The sequence below is a fragment of the Citrobacter sp. KH_055_1 genome (genome assembly GCF_057838705.1).
The window spans coordinates 3852572-3870900 of the sequence record NZ_CM174473.1 but is presented as its reverse complement, the minus strand read 5'-3'; the positions used below and the strand labels follow the sequence as shown (position 1 = coordinate 3870900).

15 protein-coding genes and 1 pseudogene are annotated in these 18329 nt (G+C 54.5%); 8 read left to right on the top strand and 8 right to left on the bottom strand.

Annotation, left to right across the window (positions count from 1 at the left end):
• Positions 1 to 3 precede the first annotated feature (3 nt).
• Positions 4 to 2043, top strand: a complete 2040-nt coding sequence (gene fhuB, locus AC3ITF_RS18265; RefSeq protein ID WP_489176456.1) for a Fe(3+)-hydroxamate ABC transporter permease FhuB — start codon at positions 4 to 6, stop codon at positions 2041 to 2043.
• Between the two features lie 136 nt (positions 2044 to 2179).
• On the opposite strand, the gene hemL is transcribed toward fhuB, so the two are convergent.
• Positions 2180 to 3460, bottom strand: coding sequence for a glutamate-1-semialdehyde 2,1-aminomutase (gene hemL, locus AC3ITF_RS18260; RefSeq protein ID WP_096758253.1), 1281 nt, complete (start codon positions 3458 to 3460; stop codon positions 2180 to 2182).
• 168 nt (positions 3461 to 3628) lie between these two features.
• Between hemL and clcA the strand changes: the two genes are divergently transcribed.
• The 3 genes and pseudogenes from clcA (at position 3629) to erpA (ending at position 5476) form a co-directional block, all read left to right on the top strand.
• Entirely contained in the window at positions 3629 to 5050 is a 1422-nt protein-coding gene (gene clcA / locus AC3ITF_RS18255; RefSeq protein ID WP_135912566.1) for a H(+)/Cl(-) exchange transporter ClcA, read from the top strand.
• 23 nt (positions 5051 to 5073) lie between these two features.
• Positions 5074 to 5139 (top strand): annotated as a pseudogene (gene yadW / locus AC3ITF_RS18250) (small protein YadW).
• Positions 5132 to 5476 (top strand): iron-sulfur cluster insertion protein ErpA, encoded by a 345-nt coding sequence (gene erpA / locus AC3ITF_RS18245; protein ID WP_003018581.1) that lies wholly within the window; start codon positions 5132 to 5134, stop codon positions 5474 to 5476. Before yadW ends, erpA begins: the two are co-directional and overlap by 8 nt.
• Before the next feature lie 119 nt (positions 5477 to 5595).
• Here the strand turns inward: erpA and AC3ITF_RS18240 are convergent, their stop codons facing one another.
• Genes AC3ITF_RS18240 through mtnN form a run of 3 tightly spaced genes read right to left on the bottom strand, consistent with a single transcriptional unit; the run spans position 5596 to position 7749 of the window.
• Complete coding sequence (locus AC3ITF_RS18240; protein WP_135912565.1) at positions 5596 to 6219, bottom strand: TRIC cation channel family protein; 624 nt, start codon at positions 6217 to 6219, stop codon at positions 5596 to 5598.
• A gap of 38 nt (positions 6220 to 6257) precedes the next feature.
• The gene (gene btuF / locus AC3ITF_RS18235) at positions 6258 to 7058 is read right to left on the bottom strand and encodes a vitamin B12 ABC transporter substrate-binding protein BtuF (RefSeq protein WP_181490561.1); all 801 of its coding nucleotides are present in this window, start codon (positions 7056 to 7058) and stop codon (positions 6258 to 6260) included.
• Positions 7051 to 7749, bottom strand: a complete 699-nt coding sequence (gene mtnN / locus AC3ITF_RS18230) for a 5'-methylthioadenosine/S-adenosylhomocysteine nucleosidase (protein ID WP_115259412.1) — start codon at positions 7747 to 7749, stop codon at positions 7051 to 7053. The genes btuF and mtnN overlap by 8 nt, the downstream gene beginning before the upstream one ends.
• Before the next feature lie 83 nt (positions 7750 to 7832).
• Here mtnN and dgt point away from each other — a divergent pair, with 83 nt between their 5' ends.
• The 3 genes from dgt (at position 7833) to cdaR (ending at position 12221) form a co-directional block, all read left to right on the top strand.
• Positions 7833 to 9350 carry a dGTPase gene (gene dgt, locus AC3ITF_RS18225; RefSeq protein WP_115259411.1) on the top strand — a complete coding sequence of 506 codons (1518 nt, stop codon included), beginning with the start codon at positions 7833 to 7835 and terminating at the stop codon, positions 9348 to 9350.
• Between the two features lie 129 nt (positions 9351 to 9479).
• Positions 9480 to 10913 (top strand): serine endoprotease DegP, encoded by a 1434-nt coding sequence (gene degP / locus AC3ITF_RS18220; RefSeq protein ID WP_115259410.1) that lies wholly within the window; start codon positions 9480 to 9482, stop codon positions 10911 to 10913.
• 150 nt (positions 10914 to 11063) lie between these two features.
• Entirely contained in the window at positions 11064 to 12221 is a 1158-nt protein-coding gene (gene cdaR, locus AC3ITF_RS18215) for a DNA-binding transcriptional regulator CdaR (protein ID WP_115259409.1), read from the top strand.
• A gap of 87 nt (positions 12222 to 12308) precedes the next feature.
• Here the strand turns inward: cdaR and AC3ITF_RS18210 are convergent, their stop codons facing one another.
• The 4 genes from AC3ITF_RS18210 to map form a co-directional block, all read right to left on the bottom strand.
• Positions 12309 to 12695, bottom strand: a complete 387-nt coding sequence (locus AC3ITF_RS18210; RefSeq protein ID WP_096758245.1) for a DUF3461 family protein — start codon at positions 12693 to 12695, stop codon at positions 12309 to 12311.
• Between the two features lie 109 nt (positions 12696 to 12804).
• Positions 12805 to 13629 (bottom strand): 2,3,4,5-tetrahydropyridine-2,6-dicarboxylate N-succinyltransferase, encoded by an 825-nt coding sequence (gene dapD / locus AC3ITF_RS18205; protein ID WP_115259408.1) that lies wholly within the window; start codon positions 13627 to 13629, stop codon positions 12805 to 12807.
• Between the two features lie 31 nt (positions 13630 to 13660).
• Positions 13661 to 16333, bottom strand: coding sequence for a bifunctional uridylyltransferase/uridylyl-removing protein GlnD (gene glnD / locus AC3ITF_RS18200; RefSeq protein ID WP_117342285.1), 2673 nt, complete (start codon positions 16331 to 16333; stop codon positions 13661 to 13663).
• A gap of 103 nt (positions 16334 to 16436) precedes the next feature.
• On the bottom strand, positions 16437 to 17231 hold the full coding sequence (map, locus tag AC3ITF_RS18195; protein WP_096758242.1) for a type I methionyl aminopeptidase: 795 nt from the start codon (positions 17229 to 17231) through the stop codon (positions 16437 to 16439).
• Between the two features lie 324 nt (positions 17232 to 17555).
• Between map and rpsB the strand changes: the two genes are divergently transcribed.
• Positions 17556 to 18281, top strand: coding sequence for a 30S ribosomal protein S2 (gene rpsB / locus AC3ITF_RS18190; protein WP_016151758.1), 726 nt, complete (start codon positions 17556 to 17558; stop codon positions 18279 to 18281).
• Positions 18282 to 18329 lie beyond the last annotated feature (48 nt).

Genomic DNA, 18329 nt, shown 5'->3' with positions numbered 1-18329 from the left:
GAAATGCCGGATGGCGACGCTAAAAGCGCCTTATCCGGCCTACGGTTCGGGCGCGTTGTTGGCTGGATAAGACGAAGCCGCCATCCGGCGTTGCTGCTGGTGGCGCTGTTTATTGTTGCGATCTGGCTGACCTGGATTAATTTCTCCATTGCCCTGCCGCGTGACCAGTGGCAGCAGGCTATCTGGTCACCGAATATCGACGCCATCGAACAGATGGTTTTCCATTACAGCCTGCTGCCACGACTGGCGATTGCGTTACTGGTCGGTGCCGGATTGGGCCTGGTTGGCGTGCTGTTTCAGCAGGTGTTACGTAACCCGCTGGCGGAGCCGACCACGCTGGGTGTGGCAACCGGTGCGCAACTGGGCATTACGGTCACCACGCTGTGGGCCATTCCCGGCGCGTTGACCACGCAATTCGCGGCGCTGGCCGGAGCGTGTATCGTCGGGGCGCTGGTGTTTGGCGTTGCCTGGGGCAAGCGTTTGTCACCTGTGACGCTGATCCTTGCTGGTCTGGTGGTCAGCCTGTACTGCGGTGCGATTAACCAGCTGATGGTCCTCTTCCATCACGATCAGCTGCAAAGCATGTTTATGTGGAGCAGCGGGACGCTCACCCAAACCGACTGGAACGGCGTGCAGCGTCTGTGGCCACAGCTGCTGGGTGGCGTGATGCTGACCCTGCTGTTACTGCGTCCAATGACGCTGATGGGACTGGATGACGGGGTAGCGCGTAATCTCGGGCTGGCGCTGTCGCTGGCGCGTTTGGCGGCGTTAACGCTGGCGATTGTGCTCAGTGCCTTGCTGGTTAACGCGGTGGGGATTATCGGCTTTATCGGCCTGTTTGCCCCGCTGCTGGCGAAAATGCTCGGCGCACGGCGTTTGCTGGCGCGCCTGATGCTGGCCCCGCTGATTGGGGCCCTGATCCTCTGGCTTTCCGATCAAATTATTCTGTGGTTGACCCGCGTGTGGATGGAAGTCTCCACCGGTTCGGTGACCGCGTTGATTGGTGCGCCGCTGCTGCTGTGGCTGCTGCCGCGCCTGCGCAGCATGAGCGCGCCGGATATGAATGCCAATAACCACGTCGCAGCAGAACGTCAGAACGTGCTGATGTTCGCGCTGGCGGGTGGAGCGATATTGCTACTGACTGCCGTCGTGGCGCTCTCGTTTGGTCGTGATGCCCACGGTTGGACCTGGGCCAGCGGCGCAATGCTGGATGAACTGATGCCCTGGCGCTGGCCGCGTATTCTGGCGGCGATGATTGCCGGGGTGATGCTGGCGGTGGCGGGCTGTATTATTCAGCGCCTGACCGGTAACCCGATGGCCAGTCCGGAAGTCCTTGGGATTAGCTCCGGTGCCGCGTTTGGCGTGGTGTTGATGCTGTTCCTCGTACCGGGTGATGCGTTTGGCTGGCTGCTGCCCGCCGGAAGTCTCGGGGCGGCGGTAACGCTGCTGATTATTATGATTGCCGCCGGGCGCGGCGGCTTCTCGCCGCAACGCATGCTGCTGGCGGGGATGGCGCTCAGCACCGCGTTCACGATGCTGCTGATGATGTTGCAGGCCAGCGGCGATCCGCGGATGGCAAGCGTGCTGACCTGGATCTCCGGCTCGACCTACAACGCCACTGGCGAACAGGTGCTACGGACCGGGATCGTGATGGTGATTCTGCTGGCGGTTACGCCGCTGTGCCGTCGCTGGTTAACGATTTTACCGCTGGGCGGAGAAACTGCGCGGGCGGTGGGTATCGCATTGACGCCGTCGCGCGTGGCGTTACTGATGTTGGTTGCGGGTCTGACGGCGACAGCCACCATGACCATCGGGCCGCTGAGCTTTGTTGGGCTTATGGCGCCGCATATTGCGCGGATGTTAGGTTTCCGGCGCACGATGCCGCATATGGTCATCTCGGCGCTGGCGGGAGGCGTGTTGCTGGTGTTTGCCGACTGGTGCGGGCGAATGGTGCTGTTTCCGTATCAGATCCCGGCGGGATTACTGTCGACGTTTATTGGTGCGCCGTATTTTATCTATTTGTTGAGAAAGCAGAGTCGCTGAGTTTGCCGGATGGCGGCCTATGGACGGACCCCTTTCATGTAGGCCGGATAAGACGCTTTGCGTCGCTATCCGGCAATAAAAAAGCCGGGTGACGGCTTCGCCTTACCCGGCCTACGTTGTTTCTGGACGTTATCTTTTACAGCTTCGCAAACACCCGGCGCGCGGCGTCGACAGTGTTATTGATATCTTCCATGCTGTGCGCCACGGACATAAAGCCCGCTTCAAACGCGGACGGTGCCAGATAAACACCTTCATCCAGCATCATGTGGAAGAAGCGCTTGAAGCGCTCAACGTCACATGCCATCACGTCCTGATAGCAGGTCACGGTTTCGGCATCGGTGAAGAAAATCCCGAACATCCCGCCCACATGGTTCACCACCAGCGGAATATTGGCTTCCTGAGCGGCTTCCAGCAGACCTTCTGCCAGACGCGTGGTGAGGTCATCTAAGGTCTCATGAATTCCCGGCTGAGCAACTTCGTTCAGACAGGCGAATCCTGCTGCCATGGCTATCGGGTTACCGGACAGCGTTCCCGCCTGGTAAACCGGGCCGGTAGGTGCCAGTGCGTCCATCACATCACGACGACCGCCGAATGCGCCAACAGGCATGCCACCACCGATGATTTTGCCCAGACAGGTCAGGTCCGGCACTACGCCGTAGTAATCCTGCGCGCCAGCCAGCGCGACGCGGAAACCGGTCATCACTTCGTCGATGATAAACAGCGCACCGAACTCGTCGCACAGTGCGCGCAGGCCAGGCAGGAATTCCGGCAGCGGCGGGATGCAGTTCATGTTGCCCGCGACCGGCTCGACGATGATGCAGGCAATGTCCTGCGGATACTGCTCGAATGCTGCCCGTACCGAGGAGAGATCGTTATAGGTACAGGTCAGGGTGTGCTTGGCAAAATCTGCCGGAACGCCCGGTGAGTTCGGCTGGCCCAGCGTCAGCGCACCGGAACCTGCTTTTACCAGCAAGCAGTCGGCATGACCGTGATAGCAGCCTTCAAATTTGATGATTTTATCGCGCCCGGTGAAGCCACGCGCCAGACGGATGGCGCTCATCGTCGCTTCGGTACCGGAGTTGACCATACGCACCATGTCCATGGTGGGCACAAGCTCGGTAACCAGCGCCGCCATTTTGACTTCCATCTCGGTCGGTGCACCAAAGCTCAGACCGCGCTCGGCGGCTTCGATCACTGCATTGCGGATCGCCGGGTGGTTATGACCCAGCACCATCGGGCCCCAGGATCCGACGTAATCGATGTAGGCTTTACCATCGACGTCATACAGATACGCGCCATCTGCTTTTTCGATAAACAGCGGAGTACCACCCACGCCGGTAAAGGCGCGAACAGGGGAGTTAACGCCGCCGGGGATCAGTTCGCGTGCTGCGCTGTAGAGGTTCTCAGACTTACTCATGGATGGGGTCCTGGTTCGTAGAAAAAGTGAATGCGGGCTATTCTAGTTATTCAGTGAAGGTTATGAAAGTTTTGTGCATTGGAAACAATACGATTTGCAGGGGATTTTCACAAAATGAGCGAGTAGAATGCCGACTCCGTATTTGTATTACCAATTAATGATCATCTGATGAAAACAGACTCTCCCTCTTTTGAAGCACAGCAAATTGTGCGGTTACGGCGCAGGGATCAGATCCGTCGACTCCTTGATCGGGACAAGACACCGCTCGCGATCCTCTTTATGGCTGCGGTGGTCGGCACCGTGACCGGGCTGGTGGGCGTGGCGTTTGAGAAATCTGTCACCTGGGTACAGAACCTGCGCATTGGCGCACTGGTACAGGTTGCCGATCATGCCATTCTGGTATGGCCGCTGGCCTTTATTCTCTCGGCGCTGCTGGCCATGGTGGGCTATTTTCTGGTGCGTAAATTTGCACCCGAGGCCGGTGGTTCGGGGATCCCTGAAATTGAAGGTGCGCTGGAAGAGCTGCGCCCGGTGCGCTGGTGGCGCGTATTGCCGGTAAAATTTATCGGCGGCATGGGGACGTTGGGGGCCGGTATGGTGCTCGGTCGTGAAGGGCCGACGGTGCAAATTGGCGGTAACATCGGGCGCATGGTGCTGGATGTCTTTCGTATGCGCAGCGCCGAAGCGCGGCATACCCTGCTGGCAACCGGTGCGGCTGCCGGTCTTTCGGCGGCGTTTAATGCGCCGCTGGCCGGCATCCTGTTCATTCTGGAAGAGATGCGTCCGCAGTTTCGCTATAACCTTGTATCGATCAAAGCCGTGTTTACCGGTGTGATCATGTCGAGCATTGTATTTCGTATTTTCAACGGCGAGGCCCCGATTATTGAAGTTGGGAAGCTCTCCAATGCGCCGGTGAATACCCTGTGGCTGTATCTGATCCTTGGGATTATTTTTGGCTGTGTCGGACCGTTGTTCAATACCCTGGTGTTACGCACCCAGGATATGTTTCAGCGGTTTCACGGTGGTGACATTAAAAAATGGGTGCTGATGGGCGGGGCGATTGGCGGCCTGTGTGGGATCCTGGGCTTAATTAAACCGGAAGCCGCAGGCGGTGGGTTCAACCTGATTCCTATCGCCGCCGCGGGCAATTTCAGCGTCGGTATCCTGCTGTTTATTTTTATTGCCCGGGTTATCACCACGCTGCTGTGCTTCTCATCCGGTGCGCCGGGCGGGATTTTCGCCCCGATGCTGGCGCTGGGGACACTGCTCGGTACCGCGTTCGGCATGGCGGCCGCGGCCTCATTTCCGCAGTATCATCTGGAGGCTGGGACGTTTGCCATTGCCGGAATGGGGGCGTTGTTGGCGGCGTCGGTACGTGCGCCACTCACCGGCATCGTGCTGGTGCTGGAGATGACCGATAACTATCAGCTCATTTTGCCAATGATTATTACCTGTCTTGGCGCAACACTATTAGCCCAATTTATGGGCGGAAAGCCGCTATACTCGACTATCCTTGCCCGTACGCTGGCAAAACAGGAAGCGGAGCAGGCGGCGAAAAGCCAGAGTACAGCCGCTGGCGAGAATACTTGAACGAAATACCAGGGTATTAGATAATGGCCTTAACTATTGGGTTATAATTTGCCCAATTGCCAATGTCGTTTGGAGCAAAATATGAGTGATGATGTAGCGCTGCCACTGCAATTTACTGAAGCAGCAGCCAATAAAGTAAAAAGCCTGATCGCTGACGAAGATAACCCGAATCTGAAACTGCGCGTATATATCACCGGCGGTGGTTGCAGCGGTTTCCAGTATGGTTTCACCTTTGATGATCAGGTGAATGATGGCGATATGACTATTGAGAAACAGGGCGTTGGCCTGGTGGTTGACCCGATGAGCCTGCAGTATCTGGTGGGCGGCGCGGTTGACTATACCGAAGGTCTGGAAGGTTCCCGCTTCGTGGTGACTAACCCTAACGCCAAAAGCACCTGCGGGTGTGGTTCCTCTTTCAGCATCTGATTGCTGTCTGCAATACCGATGGTCTGATGGTGTAGGCCCGGTAAGCGTAGCGCCACCGGGCAATGTGCCGGATGGCGGCGTAAACGCCTTATCCGGCCTACATGTTCTGCATCGTTACATCAACGTCCGTTATCATCCAGCGCAAATGTCGGTAGCTTTAAGTGCCAGCGAATAGCGGCCAGTCGAATAACCAGCGTGACAACCATCCCCATCATACTGGCGTTTTCCAGCGGTATTGCGAAAGTATAAAACGCGGTTGCGTGAACAATGCCGCCGATAATGCAGGCCGTGGCATAAATTTCTGTACGTAATATCATCGGCACTTCACGGGCCAACACGTCGCGTATGATCCCACCGCCGACGCCGGTAATGACCCCCATACAAATCGCCACTAGCGGGCCGGTTCCGGCGAGAAACGCCTTATTGACGCCAATGCCGACGAACACCGCCAGACCCACGGCGTCCAGCACCGGAAGGATCCATTTAGGCAAACGTCTGGGCTGGCGTACCAATACGATCGTTAGCATACTGGTGATCATGGCAACCACCAGATCGGTAGGATCTTTAACCCAGAATACCGGCCCATGATCCAGGGCCATATCGCGGATCGTGCCGCCGCCGACTGCGGTAACCACCCCGAGGACCAGAACGCCGAACGGATCCATACGTAATTTCCCGGCCAGTAATACGCCAGAGATAGCAAATACCGCGGTACCGACAATATCCAGCCAATAGACGAGCATGCTTAAATCCTCACAACACACCTGGTGGGGGGCCGACGCTAATTTATCTGTGAAAGCGCATTACAGAGTTGTTTTGCGGCGAGGATAATACGCGGGCTCGCGCGTTCAAACCAGTCACTATTAAGGATAATAACCGGGATTTTTAACTGTTCTCCCCAGTATTGCTCAATTTTAAGATTTTCGCCCGAACCACCTGTAGCGACGATTGCCTGGGGGGCTCTTGCCAGTACTTGTTCACGGCTGACCTGTGGCCAGGGAACCCGGCTGCCAGCAAAGATGTTTTCTCCCCCGCATACCTCAAGAACCTGGTGTTGAAGGGAGCCTTTTCCACTGGTAAACAGAGGATTTGCACCAAACTGGAGAAACACCCGTTTTTTCGGTTTTTTGGCATACTGAGATTTTAGTAAAGCATACTCATCAAGCAATGTTTGCGCGGCCTGTTTTGCTTGCTCAGGCTTGGGGCTCCACGGTGCCAATTGGCGCAGTGCGTCGGCAACCTGCTCGATGGTGACGGCATCCACCCAGATAACCTTAATCCCCAATGCGGTTAGCTGATTCACCTGCCGCTCGGCATTGCCTCCGCGCCAGGCGATGACCAGATCCGGTTTGAGCGCCACGATGCGTTCCAGATTCATGCCTTGCCAGGTGGAGACCTCTTCAATATTTTCGGCCTCGGGCGGATAATTTGAGTAGCTGCTGACGCCAACGGGCGTAATGCCGGCGGCAAAGGCAAGTTCGGTGTTAGCAGGGGAGAGGGAAACCACACGCGGAGCGGCATAAAGCCACGCCGGAAGCGTAAAAAGCAGGGCGACCAGCGCCCTGGAGATGAATTTAGCCATGCGCCAGTTTCTGTACCAGCGCTTCGACCATCAGGCTTGACTGCTTCGCGGCAACCACCAGGAATTCGTCAAAGCTCAGGTGGGACTGCTGATCGGCAACGTCGGAGATGGCACGAACCACCACGAACGGAACGTTAAAGTTATGGCAAACATGTGCAATCGCGGTGGCTTCCATTTCTACGGCAATCGCCTGCGGGAAGTTATGCTGAATTTTTGCCAGGCCAACAGAGCCGTTAATGAAGGCGTCGCCGCTAACGATAAGACCACGAACGGCGTTAAGGTTCAGTTCTGCAATGCAGGATTCCGCCGCGGCGATAAGCGCAGGGTCGGCTTTAAAACCTGCCGGGCAGCCCGGTAACTGACCGAATTCATAGCCAAATGCAGTGACGTCAGCGTCGTGATAACGCGCTTCGTCAGAGACCACGATATCGCCGACTTTCAGCGTAGAAGCCAGGCCGCCCGCAGAACCCGTATTAATGATGGCATCCGGTTTGCAGCGTTCCAGCAGCAGCGTGGCGCCCAGCGCCGCAGCCACTTTACCGATGCCCGATTTCAGTAGCGCAACCTCAGTCCCGTTCAGTTGGCCGGTGTAAATTTCACAACCGCCAAGGGTGATAGTCTGACGGTTTTCGATTTTGTCACGCAGCAGCGTAACTTCTTCTTCCATTGCACCAATGATGCCGATTTTCATAGATTTACTCGCGATAAGCCAGATTTGAGGGCATAGTCTATCATGCGCTTAAGGGGTAGCGCATTTCTCAGGCGGGAGAGGACATGGCACAGATCGATTTTCGAAAAAAAATAAACTGGCATCGTCGTTACCGTTCGCCGCAGGGCGCAAAATCTGAGCATGAGATCCTGCGAATTTTCGAAAGCGATCGTGGACGTATTATCAATTCTCCGGCTATCCGCCGACTGCAGCAAAAAACCCAGGTCTTTCCGCTGGAGCGCAACGCCGCAGTGCGGACACGTCTGACGCACTCGATGGAAGTTCAGCAGGTAGGGCGCTACATCGCCAAAGAGATCCTCAGCCGACTGAAAGAGCTAAAACTGTTAGAGCAGTACGGCCTGGATGAATTAACTGGTCCTTTTGAAAGCGTGGTCGAAATGTCCTGCCTGATGCATGACATCGGTAATCCACCGTTTGGTCACTTTGGTGAAGCGGCGATTAACGACTGGTTTCGCCAGCGCCTTTTCCCCGCCGATGCGGAAAGCCAGCCTCTCAGCGACGATCGCTGCCTGATCGCGGCGCTACGTTTGCGTGAAGGTGAAGAGTCGCTTAATGACATTCGCCGCAAGGTGCGTCAGGATCTGTGCCATTTTGAAGGAAATGCGCAGGGTATTCGTCTTGTGCACACTTTGATGCGAATGAATCTGACGTGGGCGCAGGTCGGCGGTATTTTAAAATATACTCGTCCGGCGTGGTGGCGTGGAGAGACGCCAGCAACGCATAACTATTTAATGAAGAAACCGGGCTATTACCTTTCCGAGGAACCGTATATTGAGCGGTTACGTAAAGAGTTATCATTAGCACCTTACAGTCGTTTTCCATTAACCTGGATTATGGAAGCCGCTGACGATATCTCTTATTGCGTGGCCGATCTTGAAGATGCCGTGGAGAAAAGAATCTTCAGTGTCGAGCAACTGTATCATCATCTGTATGAGGCCTGGGGACAACATGAAAAAGGCTCCCTGTTTAGTCAGGTCGTGGAGAACGCGTGGGAAAAATCGCGTTCAAATACATTAAGTCGTAGTACAGAAGATCAGTTCTTTATGTATTTGCGGGTCAACACGCTAAATAAACTTGTGCCCTACGCCGCGCAGCGTTTTATTGATAATTTGCCGCAGATTTTTGAGGGTAGCTTTAATCACGCCCTGTTAGAAGACGCCAGCAGCTTCAGCCAATTGCTGGGAGTCTATAAAAATGTGGCGATGAAACATGTATTTAGCCATCCTGATGTAGAGCAACTGGAATTACAGGGGTATCGGGTGATCAGTGGCCTGCTGGAGATCTATCAGCCGTTATTAAAGATGGCACTTGCCGATTTTTCTACACTTGTTCAAAACGAAAGATTAAAACAGTTCCCCATTGAGTCACGATTATTTCAAAAGCTCTCTACGCGCCATCGACTTGCTTATGTCGAAGTGGTCAGTAAAATATCTCCGACGTCTGCCGAGTACCCGGTACTGGAATATTATTATCGCTGCCGCCTGATCCAGGATTATATCAGCGGGATGACCGATTTGTATGCCTGGGATGAATATCGACGGTTGATGGCGGTAGAACAATAAACATCCATTTGTAAAGACGGACAATAAAATTTTACTTTTTCCTTAAAGTTTATTCTGGAACTTAGCGCGATAAAACGACTCTGACGTATACAGCAATTTTGCGTTATCAGTTAATCGAGAATGAAACACATGAAAAAAACCACATTAGCAATGAGTGCACTGGCTCTGAGTTTAGGTTTGGCGTTGTCCCCTCTGTCTGCAACGGCGGCTGAGACTGCGTCTTCAGCAACCACGGCTCAACAGATGCCAAGTCTGGCCCCGATGCTCGAAAAAGTGATGCCATCGGTGGTGAGTATTAATGTCGAGGGGAGCACGACGGTGAATACGCCGCGTATGCCGCGTAATTTCCAGCAGTTCTTTGGGGATAACTCCCCGTTCTGCCAGGACGGTTCTCCGTTCCAGAGTTCCCCATTCTGTCAGGAAGGCGCACCGGGCGCGGGTAATGGCGGCGGTCAGCAGCAGAAATTTATGGCGCTGGGTTCCGGCGTGATTATCGATGCTGCAAAAGGTTATGTTGTGACTAACAACCACGTGGTGGATAACGCCACAGTGATTAAAGTCCAATTGAGCGACGGGCGTAAATTTGACGCGAAAATGGTCGGCAAAGACCCGCGTTCTGACATTGCGCTGATTCAGATTCAGGATCCGAAGAACCTGACTGCAATCAAGTTGGCAGACTCCGATGCGCTGCGCGTGGGTGATTATACCGTGGCGATTGGTAACCCGTTTGGACTCGGTGAAACGGTGACCTCCGGTATTGTTTCTGCACTGGGTCGTAGCGGCCTGAACGCAGAAAACTATGAAAACTTTATCCAGACCGATGCGGCGATCAACCGTGGTAACTCCGGTGGCGCACTGGTCAACCTGAACGGTGAACTGATCGGTATTAACACCGCGATCCTCGCGCCGGACGGTGGCAATATCGGTATCGGTTTTGCTATCCCAAGCAACATGGTGAAAAACCTGACCTCGCAGATGGTTGAGTTCGGTCAGGTGAAACGCGGTGAGCTGGGAATTATGGGGACTGAGCTGAGCTCTGAGCTGGCGAAAGCGATGAAAGTGGATGCCCAGCGTGGGGCATTCGTCAGCCAGGTGATGCCGAACTCTTCCGCAGCGAAGGCGGGTATTAAAGCCGGTGACGTGATTACCTCGCTGAACGGTAAGCCGATCAGCAGCTTCGCCGCGCTGCGTGCGCAGGTGGGTACGATGCCGGTAGGCAGCAAAATCAGCCTTGGCCTGCTGCGTGACGGTAAACCTGTGACGGTGAATCTGGAACTGCAGCAGAGCAGCCAGACTCAGGTTGATTCCAGCTCCATCTTCAAAGGTATTGAAGGGGCGGATATGAGCAACAAAGGCCAGGACAAAGGTGTCGTGGTCAGCGATGTAAAACCAAAAACGCCGGCAGCGATGATTGGCCTGAAGAAAGGGGATGTAATTATCGGAGCTAACCAGCAGCCGGTGAAAAACATTGCCGAACTGCGCAAAATCCTCGACAGCAAACCGGCTGTTCTGGCGCTGAATATTCAGCGTGGTGACAGCTCCATCTATCTGTTGATGCAGTAAGCCTCTCTAAACCCCTTCCCGGCAGCGGGGAGGGGTTTCTTTTTGTGAACCCTCCCACAACTCCATACTTCTCTCCTTCAGTTTGTGCATCTGCACAATGCCGCCGATTATTATCTTCCTTATGCTGAGCATTGCTCACAGGAGGGGTTTATGGCTGGCTGGCATCTTGATACCAAAATGGCGCAGGATATTGTGGCGCGCACGATGCGCATCATCGATACCAATATCAACGTAATGGATGCCCGTGGGCGGATCATTGGTAGCGGCGATCGCGAGCGTATTGGTGAATTGCACGAAGGTGCACTGCTGGTGCTTTCACAGGGCCGGGTGGTAGACATTGACGATGCGGTCGCGAAGCATTTGCACGGCGTACGACAGGGGATAAACCTGCCGCTACGACTAGAAGGTGAAATTGTTGGCGTCATTGGCTTAACCGGCGAGCCGGAGCATCTGCGCAAATACGGCGAGCTGGTGTGTATGACCGCCGAAATGATGCTGGAGCAGTCGCGTCTGATGCACCTGCTGGCGCAGGACAGCCGTCTGCGTGAAGAGCTGGTCATGAACCTGATTCAGGCGGAGGAAAATACGCCCGCGCTGATGGAATGGGCACAGCGTTTAGGCATTGATTTGAACCAGCCGCGCGTGGTAGCGGTGCTGGAAGTCGATAGCGGCCAACTGGGCGTTGACAGCGCGATGGCAGAACTGCAGCAGCTACAGAATGCATTGACCACGCCAGAGCGTAACAACCTGATTGCGATTGTGTCACTGACCGAGATGGTGGTGCTGAAACCCGCTCTTAATCAGTTTGGCCGTTGGGACGCGGAAGATCACCGCAAGCGCGTAGAGCAGCTTATCGCTCGCATGAAAGAGAACGGACAGCTGCGTTTTCGCGTGTCGCTGGGTAACTTCTTTACTGGACCAGGCAGCATTGCCCGTTCTTACCGCACGGCGCGGACGACGATGATGGTCGGTAAGCAGCGTATGCCGGAAAACCGCAGCTATTTCTATCAGGATTTGATGCTGCCGGTGTTACTGGACAGCCTGCGCGGCGGCTGGCAGGCCAACGAGCTGGCGCGTCCGCTGGTACGGCTAAAAGCAATGGATAATAATGGGTTACTGCGTCGGACGTTAGCGGCATGGTTTCGCCATAACGTGCAGCCGCTGGCGACGTCAAAAGCGTTGTTTATCCACCGCAATACGCTGGAATATCGTCTGAATCGTATCTCTGAGCTTACCGGGTTGGATTTGGGAAATTTCGACGACAGGTTATTGCTGTATGTGGCGTTACAGCTGGATGAACAGCATTGATTGATTGCCTGATGGCGCTACGCTTATCAGGCAAAATGCCGGGTGGCGGCTTCGCCTTACCCGGCCTACGAATACATCCACCCACGGTTATTTACGCGTCAGTTTTTCCAGATCGGATTCAATTTCGCTGATCTTGTTGGTGACGACGCTTTCCAGATGTCGTAAGTCATCGAGGATCTTGCGTTTGAGATCGACTTCACTGCGATCGCGCTGGCAGATCTGATCCAGTTCATCAATCACATAGCGCAGGTTCGGGCTGATTTCCTGCACCTCTTTGTAACCCTGGCCGATACCATCGGCAACCACGGTTTTACGCTGACGGGGATACTTAAACTTAACGCTCTTGGCAAAAAACTCGCCTTTATCCTTCTGGAAATAGATTTTCAGGATATCGTTGTTGGCTTCTTGCCGCAGGCTGTAACGATCGATCTCTTCAGGATTGGTAATGCCCAGACTTTTCAGATTGTCATACATAGCGGTACCCTTAAGCTCACTATAACCATTGAATAATTAACGAAAAGCCTTGTTTATGCCACTCGCAGATGTAAAAAAAGCGGGCTAAGCCCGCTTTTTCAAATTGCCGTTAGTCGATGGTACGCAATAGCTCGTTAATTCCGACTTTGCCACGCGTTTTGGCGTCGACTTTCTTGACGATTACCGCGCAGTACAGGCTGTACTTACCGTCTTTCGACGGCAGATTTCCCGATACCACAACCGAACCCGCCGGAACGCGGCCATAGAAAACTTCGCCGGTTTCGCGGTCGTAGATTTTGGTGCTCTGGCCCAGGTATACGCCCATGGAGATAACGGAGCCTTCTTCGACGATCACGCCTTCTACCACTTCAGAACGCGCACCAATGAAGCAGTTGTCTTCGATGATGGTTGGGTTCGCCTGTAACGGTTCCAGCACGCCACCGATGCCAACGCCACCGGACAGGTGAACGTTTTTACCGATTTGCGCACATGAGCCGACGGTTGCCCAGGTATCCACCATGGAGCCTTCATCAACGTAAGCACCGATGTTGACGTAAGACGGCATCAGGACGGTGTTACGTGCGATATAGGCACCCTGGCGCACGGCAGCAGGGGGGACTACGCGGAAGCCTTCTTTCTGGAAGCGCGCTTCGTCGTAGTTGGCGAATTTCATCGGGACTTTATCGAAATAGCGGCTTTCTGCGCCATCGATAACCTGGTTGTCGTTAATACGAAAAGAGAGCAGTACCGCTTTCTTCAGCCACTGATGTGTGACCCACTGACCCTCAATCTTTTCTGCAACACGCAGCGCACCGGAATCCAGCAGAGAAATAACCTGATTTACCGCTTCACGGGTTACGGTATCTACATTTGCCGGAGTAATTTCGGCGCGGCGCTCGAAAGCGGACTCAATAACGTTCTGTAACTGCTGCATTGTTAAACTCTTTCCATAATAAATAAACACATCACCCTTTATCGTTTGGATTGAGGGCCTCTGTCAACCGTTGATGTACTTCCTGCTGCAGCGCATTATTAAGGGCGCGCCGGTCGGCCGTTGCGATTATGAATAAATCTTCTACTCGCTCGCCAATGGTTGTAATTCGGGCGCCATGCAGCGAAATTCCCAGATCGGCAAAAATCTGTCCGACCCGCGCCAGCAGGCCGGGCTGGTCGAGCGCGATAAGCTCGAGGAATGATTTTCGGTCGGTATGAGTCGGTAGAAAAGTCACCTCGGTCTCGACGGTAAAGTGACGTAGTTTTGCTGGTTGGCGGCGCGGTTGTGGTGGCTGCCAACTGCGTTGGGTGATCGCCTGCTCCAGCCCTGAACGGATGGCGTCGTGGCGGTCTGACGACAGCGGACTGCCGTCCGGCTCCAGCACGATAAATGTATCCATCGCCATGTTATCGCGAGTGGTGAAAATTTGCGCATCGTGGACGCTAAGGTTTCGCCGATCCAGTTCAGCACAAACCGCGGCAAACAGATAGGGACGGTCCGGACTCCAGATGAAAATCTCCGTTCCGCCGCGTGTGGCCTGTGGGCTGAGTAAGATCAGCGGCTTGCTCATGTCGTGCTGCAGTAGATGGCGCGCATGCCAGGCCAGCTGGTTTGGGCTGTGGCGCACGAAATAGTTGGCGCGGCAGCGCGACCAGATATGGTGCAGCGCTTCTTCATCAATGTTGTCCATGCGCAGCAGCGCCAGCGCCTGCAGCTGGTGATGACGCACGCGTTCGCGCATATCCGGCGTGTTTTGCATGCCGCGACGTAGCTGTTTTTCGGTAGCGAAGTACAGCTCGCGCAACAGGCTTTGTTTCCAGCTGTTCCACAGCGTTTCGTTGGTGGCGCAAATGTCCGCCACCGTCAGGCACACCAGGAAGCGCAGGCGGTGTTCCGTTTGCACTTCTTCGGCGAACTGCTTGATGACTTCGGGGTCCTGAATATCGCGGCGCTGGGCGGTAACCGACATCAGCAGATGCTGGCGGACCAGCCAGGCGACCAGCTGTGTTTCGCGGGAATTCAGCCCGTGCAGTTCGGCAAACTTGAGGACATCCTGAGCACCGAGAACCGAGTGGTCGCCGCCGCGACCTTTGGCGATATCGTGGAACAGCGCGGCAATCAGAATCAGCTCCGGCTGGCGCAGACGCGGCCAGAGATCGACACACAGCGGGTGACGCTGACGGGTCTCTTCTTTGGCAAAGCTTTCCAGCTTTAGCATCACGCGAATCGTGTGTTCATCCACCGTATAGGCATGAAACAGGTCAAACTGCATTTGGCCGACAATGTGCGACCACTGCGGCATATAGGCCCACAGCACACTGTGACGATGCATCGGCAGCAGGCCACGGCTCACCGCCCCCGGATGGCGTAACATGCTGAGAAACAGCGAACGCGCCTCCGGGATGTAGCACAGCGGTTGTGTCAGATGGCGGCGGGCATGGCGCAAATGGCGCAGCGTAGTGGAGTAAATCCCGGTGATCGCGCTATTGCGCACCATGGTGTAAAACATCCGCAGAATGGCTTCCGGTTCGCGGATAAACAGATCGTCGTTACGCAAATCAATCAACGTGCCGCGTAGCTGAAAGTCGTCATCGATCGGGCGCGGCTTTTCATCTGCGGATAGAGCGAGGATGGCCTCATCAAACAGCTGAAGTAGCATGTGGTTCAGCTCACTGACCCTGCGCGTGACGCGAAAATAGTCTTTCATCATCCGTTCGATAGGCTCGTTGCCTTCACCGCCGTAGTGTAGCCGTTGCGCGACGCTAAGCTGACGGTCAAACAGTAGACGGTTATCGTAACGCGTGACTTCCAGATGCAGTGCGAAGCGAATGCGCCAGAGGATGTGCAGACACTCATTCAGTTCAGCACGTTCTGCCAGCGTCAAGAAGCCGAATCCAACCATCTCATCCAGCGACGTGGCGCCAAAGTGGCGGCGGGCTACCCACTGGAGGGTGTGGATATCGCGCAGGCCGCCGGGGCTACTTTTGATATCCGGTTCCAGATTGTAGCTGGTGCCGTGATAGCGCTGGTGGCGCAGGTTCTGCTCTTCCACTTTGGCGGCGTAAAATTTATCGGAGGGCCAGAAGCCTTCGCTAAAAATATGTTTTTGTAGCTCAAGAAACAGCGCCACGTCGCCAATCAGCAGGCGTGTTTCAATCAGGTTAGTGGCGACGGTTAAATCGGACAGGCCTTCCAGCAGACACTCTTCCAGCGTACGCACGCTGTGCCCCACCTCCAGTCTCACATCCCACAACAGGGTTAGCAGTTCGCCGACCTTCTCGGCCTGCGCATCAGGCAGTTTTTTACGACTCAGAATCAGCAGGTCGATATCGGAAAGCGGGTGCAGTTCGCCACGGCCATAGCCGCCGACGGCGACCAGCGCCAGATCGGCAATTTGACCGAAACCGGCTTCAATCCACAGGCGTTGCAGCAGTTGGTCAATAAACTCGGTGCGCGCTTCGATCAACTGCTCTGCGGAAATACCACTGTCAAAGGCTTCACCTAACCAGTTCTGAAACGAATCGATATGCGTTTTAATGCCGCTACAGTTGAGATCGTGCTGAGGCCAGGTTCCCGGGTTTTGCGGTTGGCCCGGCAGGGTGGGGAGGGCAGTATTTGCGTGTTGTTCAGGAAGAGTATTCATTGTGCGCCACCCATAAAAAAGCCGGATGACGCTTACGCTTATCCGGCCTACGGGAGAGTGCCATTTGTAGGCCTGATAAGCGACAGCGCCATCAGGCAAAACATTATTCGCCGTGTGTGATGACCGCCGGGATAGTGTCATCCTTGCGTAACGTCAGAATTTCACAACCGTTTTCCGTCACCACAATAGTATGCTCGTACTGTGCAGACAAGCTACGGTCTTTGGTTTTTACCGTCCAGCCGTCTTTCATGGTGCGGATACGATAATCACCGGCGTTGAGCATCGGTTCAACGGTGAAGGTCATGCCCGGTTGCAGCACTACGCCGCCATCGTCTGCATCGTAGTGCAGAACCTGAGGTTCTTCATGGAAGCCGCGACCGATGCCGTGGCCGCAGTATTCGCGTACCACAGAGAAGCCTTCGCCTTCCGCGTATTTCTGAATGGCTGCGCCTAGTGTGCGCAGACGAATACCCGGTTTTATCATCCGCAGCGCCAGATACAGGCTTTCCTGCGTGACGCGGCACAGACGCTCGCCCAGAATCGTCGGCTTGCCGACGATAAACATTTTGGAGGTGTCACCGTGGAACTCGTCTTTAATCACGGTAACGTCGATGTTGACGATATCGCCGTCTTTCAGGTGCTTGGCGTCGTCCGGGATCCCGTGGCATACCACTTCATTAATGGAGATGCAGACGGATTTCGGATAACCGTGATAACCCAGGCACGCGGAGATCGCCTGCTGCTCGTTCACGATGTAGTCATTGCAGATACGATCCAATTCGCCGGTGCTGACGCCCGGTTTGATAAACGGTTCGATCATTTCCAGCACTTCGGCGGCCAGACGACCAGCGACGCGCATTTTTTCGATTTCTTCAGGGGTCTTGATTGAGATAGCCATAAATTCTGTCCATCAGTGTCGATGATTTCGACAATAATTGTGTAAGTGCTGCTAATGGTATCAGTCAGGGGTGTACCCTGCCAAATTGAGAATCATTAACAGCACAGACCGCCAACTATTATTGGTGTCTATGGCGTATTTGTGGTATAAAGCGCGCCGGACTTCCGATCCATTCGAAGACTACACACGATGGACGGGAGCGACAAATCTCACTTTGTGTAACAACACACACGTATCGACACATATTCCGGGGTGCCCTTTTGGGTCGGTAATATGGGATGCGTGGAGGCTTAACCCCAACTTTTATATATAGAGGTTTTAATCATGGCAACTGTTTCCATGCGCGACATGCTCAAGGCTGGTGTTCACTTCGGTCACCAGACCCGTTACTGGAACCCGAAAATGAAGCCTTTCATCTTCGGTGCGCGTAACAAAGTTCACATCATCAACCTTGAGAAAACTGTACCGATGTTCAACGAAGCTCTGGCTGAACTGAACAAGATCTCTGCTCGTAAAGGTAAAATCCTTTTCGTTGGTACTAAACGCGCTGCAAGCGAAGCGGTGAAAGAAGCTGCTAACAACTGCGACCAGTTCTTCGTGAACCATCGCTGGTTGGGCGGCATGCTGACTAACTGGAAAACCGTTCGTCAGTCCATCAAACGTCTGAAAGATCTGGAAACTCAGTCTCAGGACGGTACTTTCGAAAAGCTGACCAAGAAAGAAGCGCTGATGCGCACCCGTGAGCTTGAGAAACTGGAAAACAGCCTGGGCGGTATCAAAGACATGGGCGGTCTGCCGGACGCTCTGTTCGTAATCGATGCTGACCACGAGCACATTGCTATCAAAGAAGCAAACAACCTGGGTATCCCGGTATTTGCAATCGTTGATACCAACTCTGATCCGGACGGTGTTGACTTCGTTATCCCGGGTAACGACGACGCAATCCGTGCTGTGACCCTGTACCTGGGCGCTGTAGCTACTACCGTTCGTGAAGGCCGTTCTCAGGATCTGGCTTCCCAGGCGGAAGAAAGCTTCGTAGAAGCTGAATAATAAGGCACGCTCGTTAGAGCCCCCTTATAAACCAGGTTGTATCACGTT

Bases quoted from the DNA above. Each gene is read 5' to 3' on its own strand.
- fhuB (WP_489176456.1), top strand. From the start codon at position 4: ATGCCGGATGGCGACGCTAAAAGCGCCTTATCCGGCCTACGGTTCGGG.
- hemL (WP_096758253.1), bottom strand. From the start codon at position 3,460: ATGAGTAAGTCTGAGAACCTCTACAGCGCAGCACGCGAACTGATCCCC.
- clcA (WP_135912566.1), top strand. From the start codon at position 3,629: ATGAAAACAGACTCTCCCTCTTTTGAAGCACAGCAAATTGTGCGGTTA.
- erpA (WP_003018581.1), top strand. From the start codon at position 5,132: ATGAGTGATGATGTAGCGCTGCCACTGCAATTTACTGAAGCAGCAGCC.
- AC3ITF_RS18240 (WP_135912565.1), bottom strand. From the start codon at position 6,219: ATGCTCGTCTATTGGCTGGATATTGTCGGTACCGCGGTATTTGCTATC.
- btuF (WP_181490561.1), bottom strand. From the start codon at position 7,058: ATGGCTAAATTCATCTCCAGGGCGCTGGTCGCCCTGCTTTTTACGCTT.
- mtnN (WP_115259412.1), bottom strand. From the start codon at position 7,749: ATGAAAATCGGCATCATTGGTGCAATGGAAGAAGAAGTTACGCTGCTG.
- dgt (WP_115259411.1), top strand. From the start codon at position 7,833: ATGGCACAGATCGATTTTCGAAAAAAAATAAACTGGCATCGTCGTTAC.
- degP (WP_115259410.1), top strand. From the start codon at position 9,480: ATGAAAAAAACCACATTAGCAATGAGTGCACTGGCTCTGAGTTTAGGT.
- cdaR (WP_115259409.1), top strand. From the start codon at position 11,064: ATGGCTGGCTGGCATCTTGATACCAAAATGGCGCAGGATATTGTGGCG.
- AC3ITF_RS18210 (WP_096758245.1), bottom strand. From the start codon at position 12,695: ATGTATGACAATCTGAAAAGTCTGGGCATTACCAATCCTGAAGAGATC.
- dapD (WP_115259408.1), bottom strand. From the start codon at position 13,629: ATGCAGCAGTTACAGAACGTTATTGAGTCCGCTTTCGAGCGCCGCGCC.
- glnD (WP_117342285.1), bottom strand. From the start codon at position 16,333: ATGAATACTCTTCCTGAACAACACGCAAATACTGCCCTCCCCACCCTG.
- map (WP_096758242.1), bottom strand. From the start codon at position 17,231: ATGGCTATCTCAATCAAGACCCCTGAAGAAATCGAAAAAATGCGCGTC.
- rpsB (WP_016151758.1), top strand. From the start codon at position 17,556: ATGGCAACTGTTTCCATGCGCGACATGCTCAAGGCTGGTGTTCACTTC.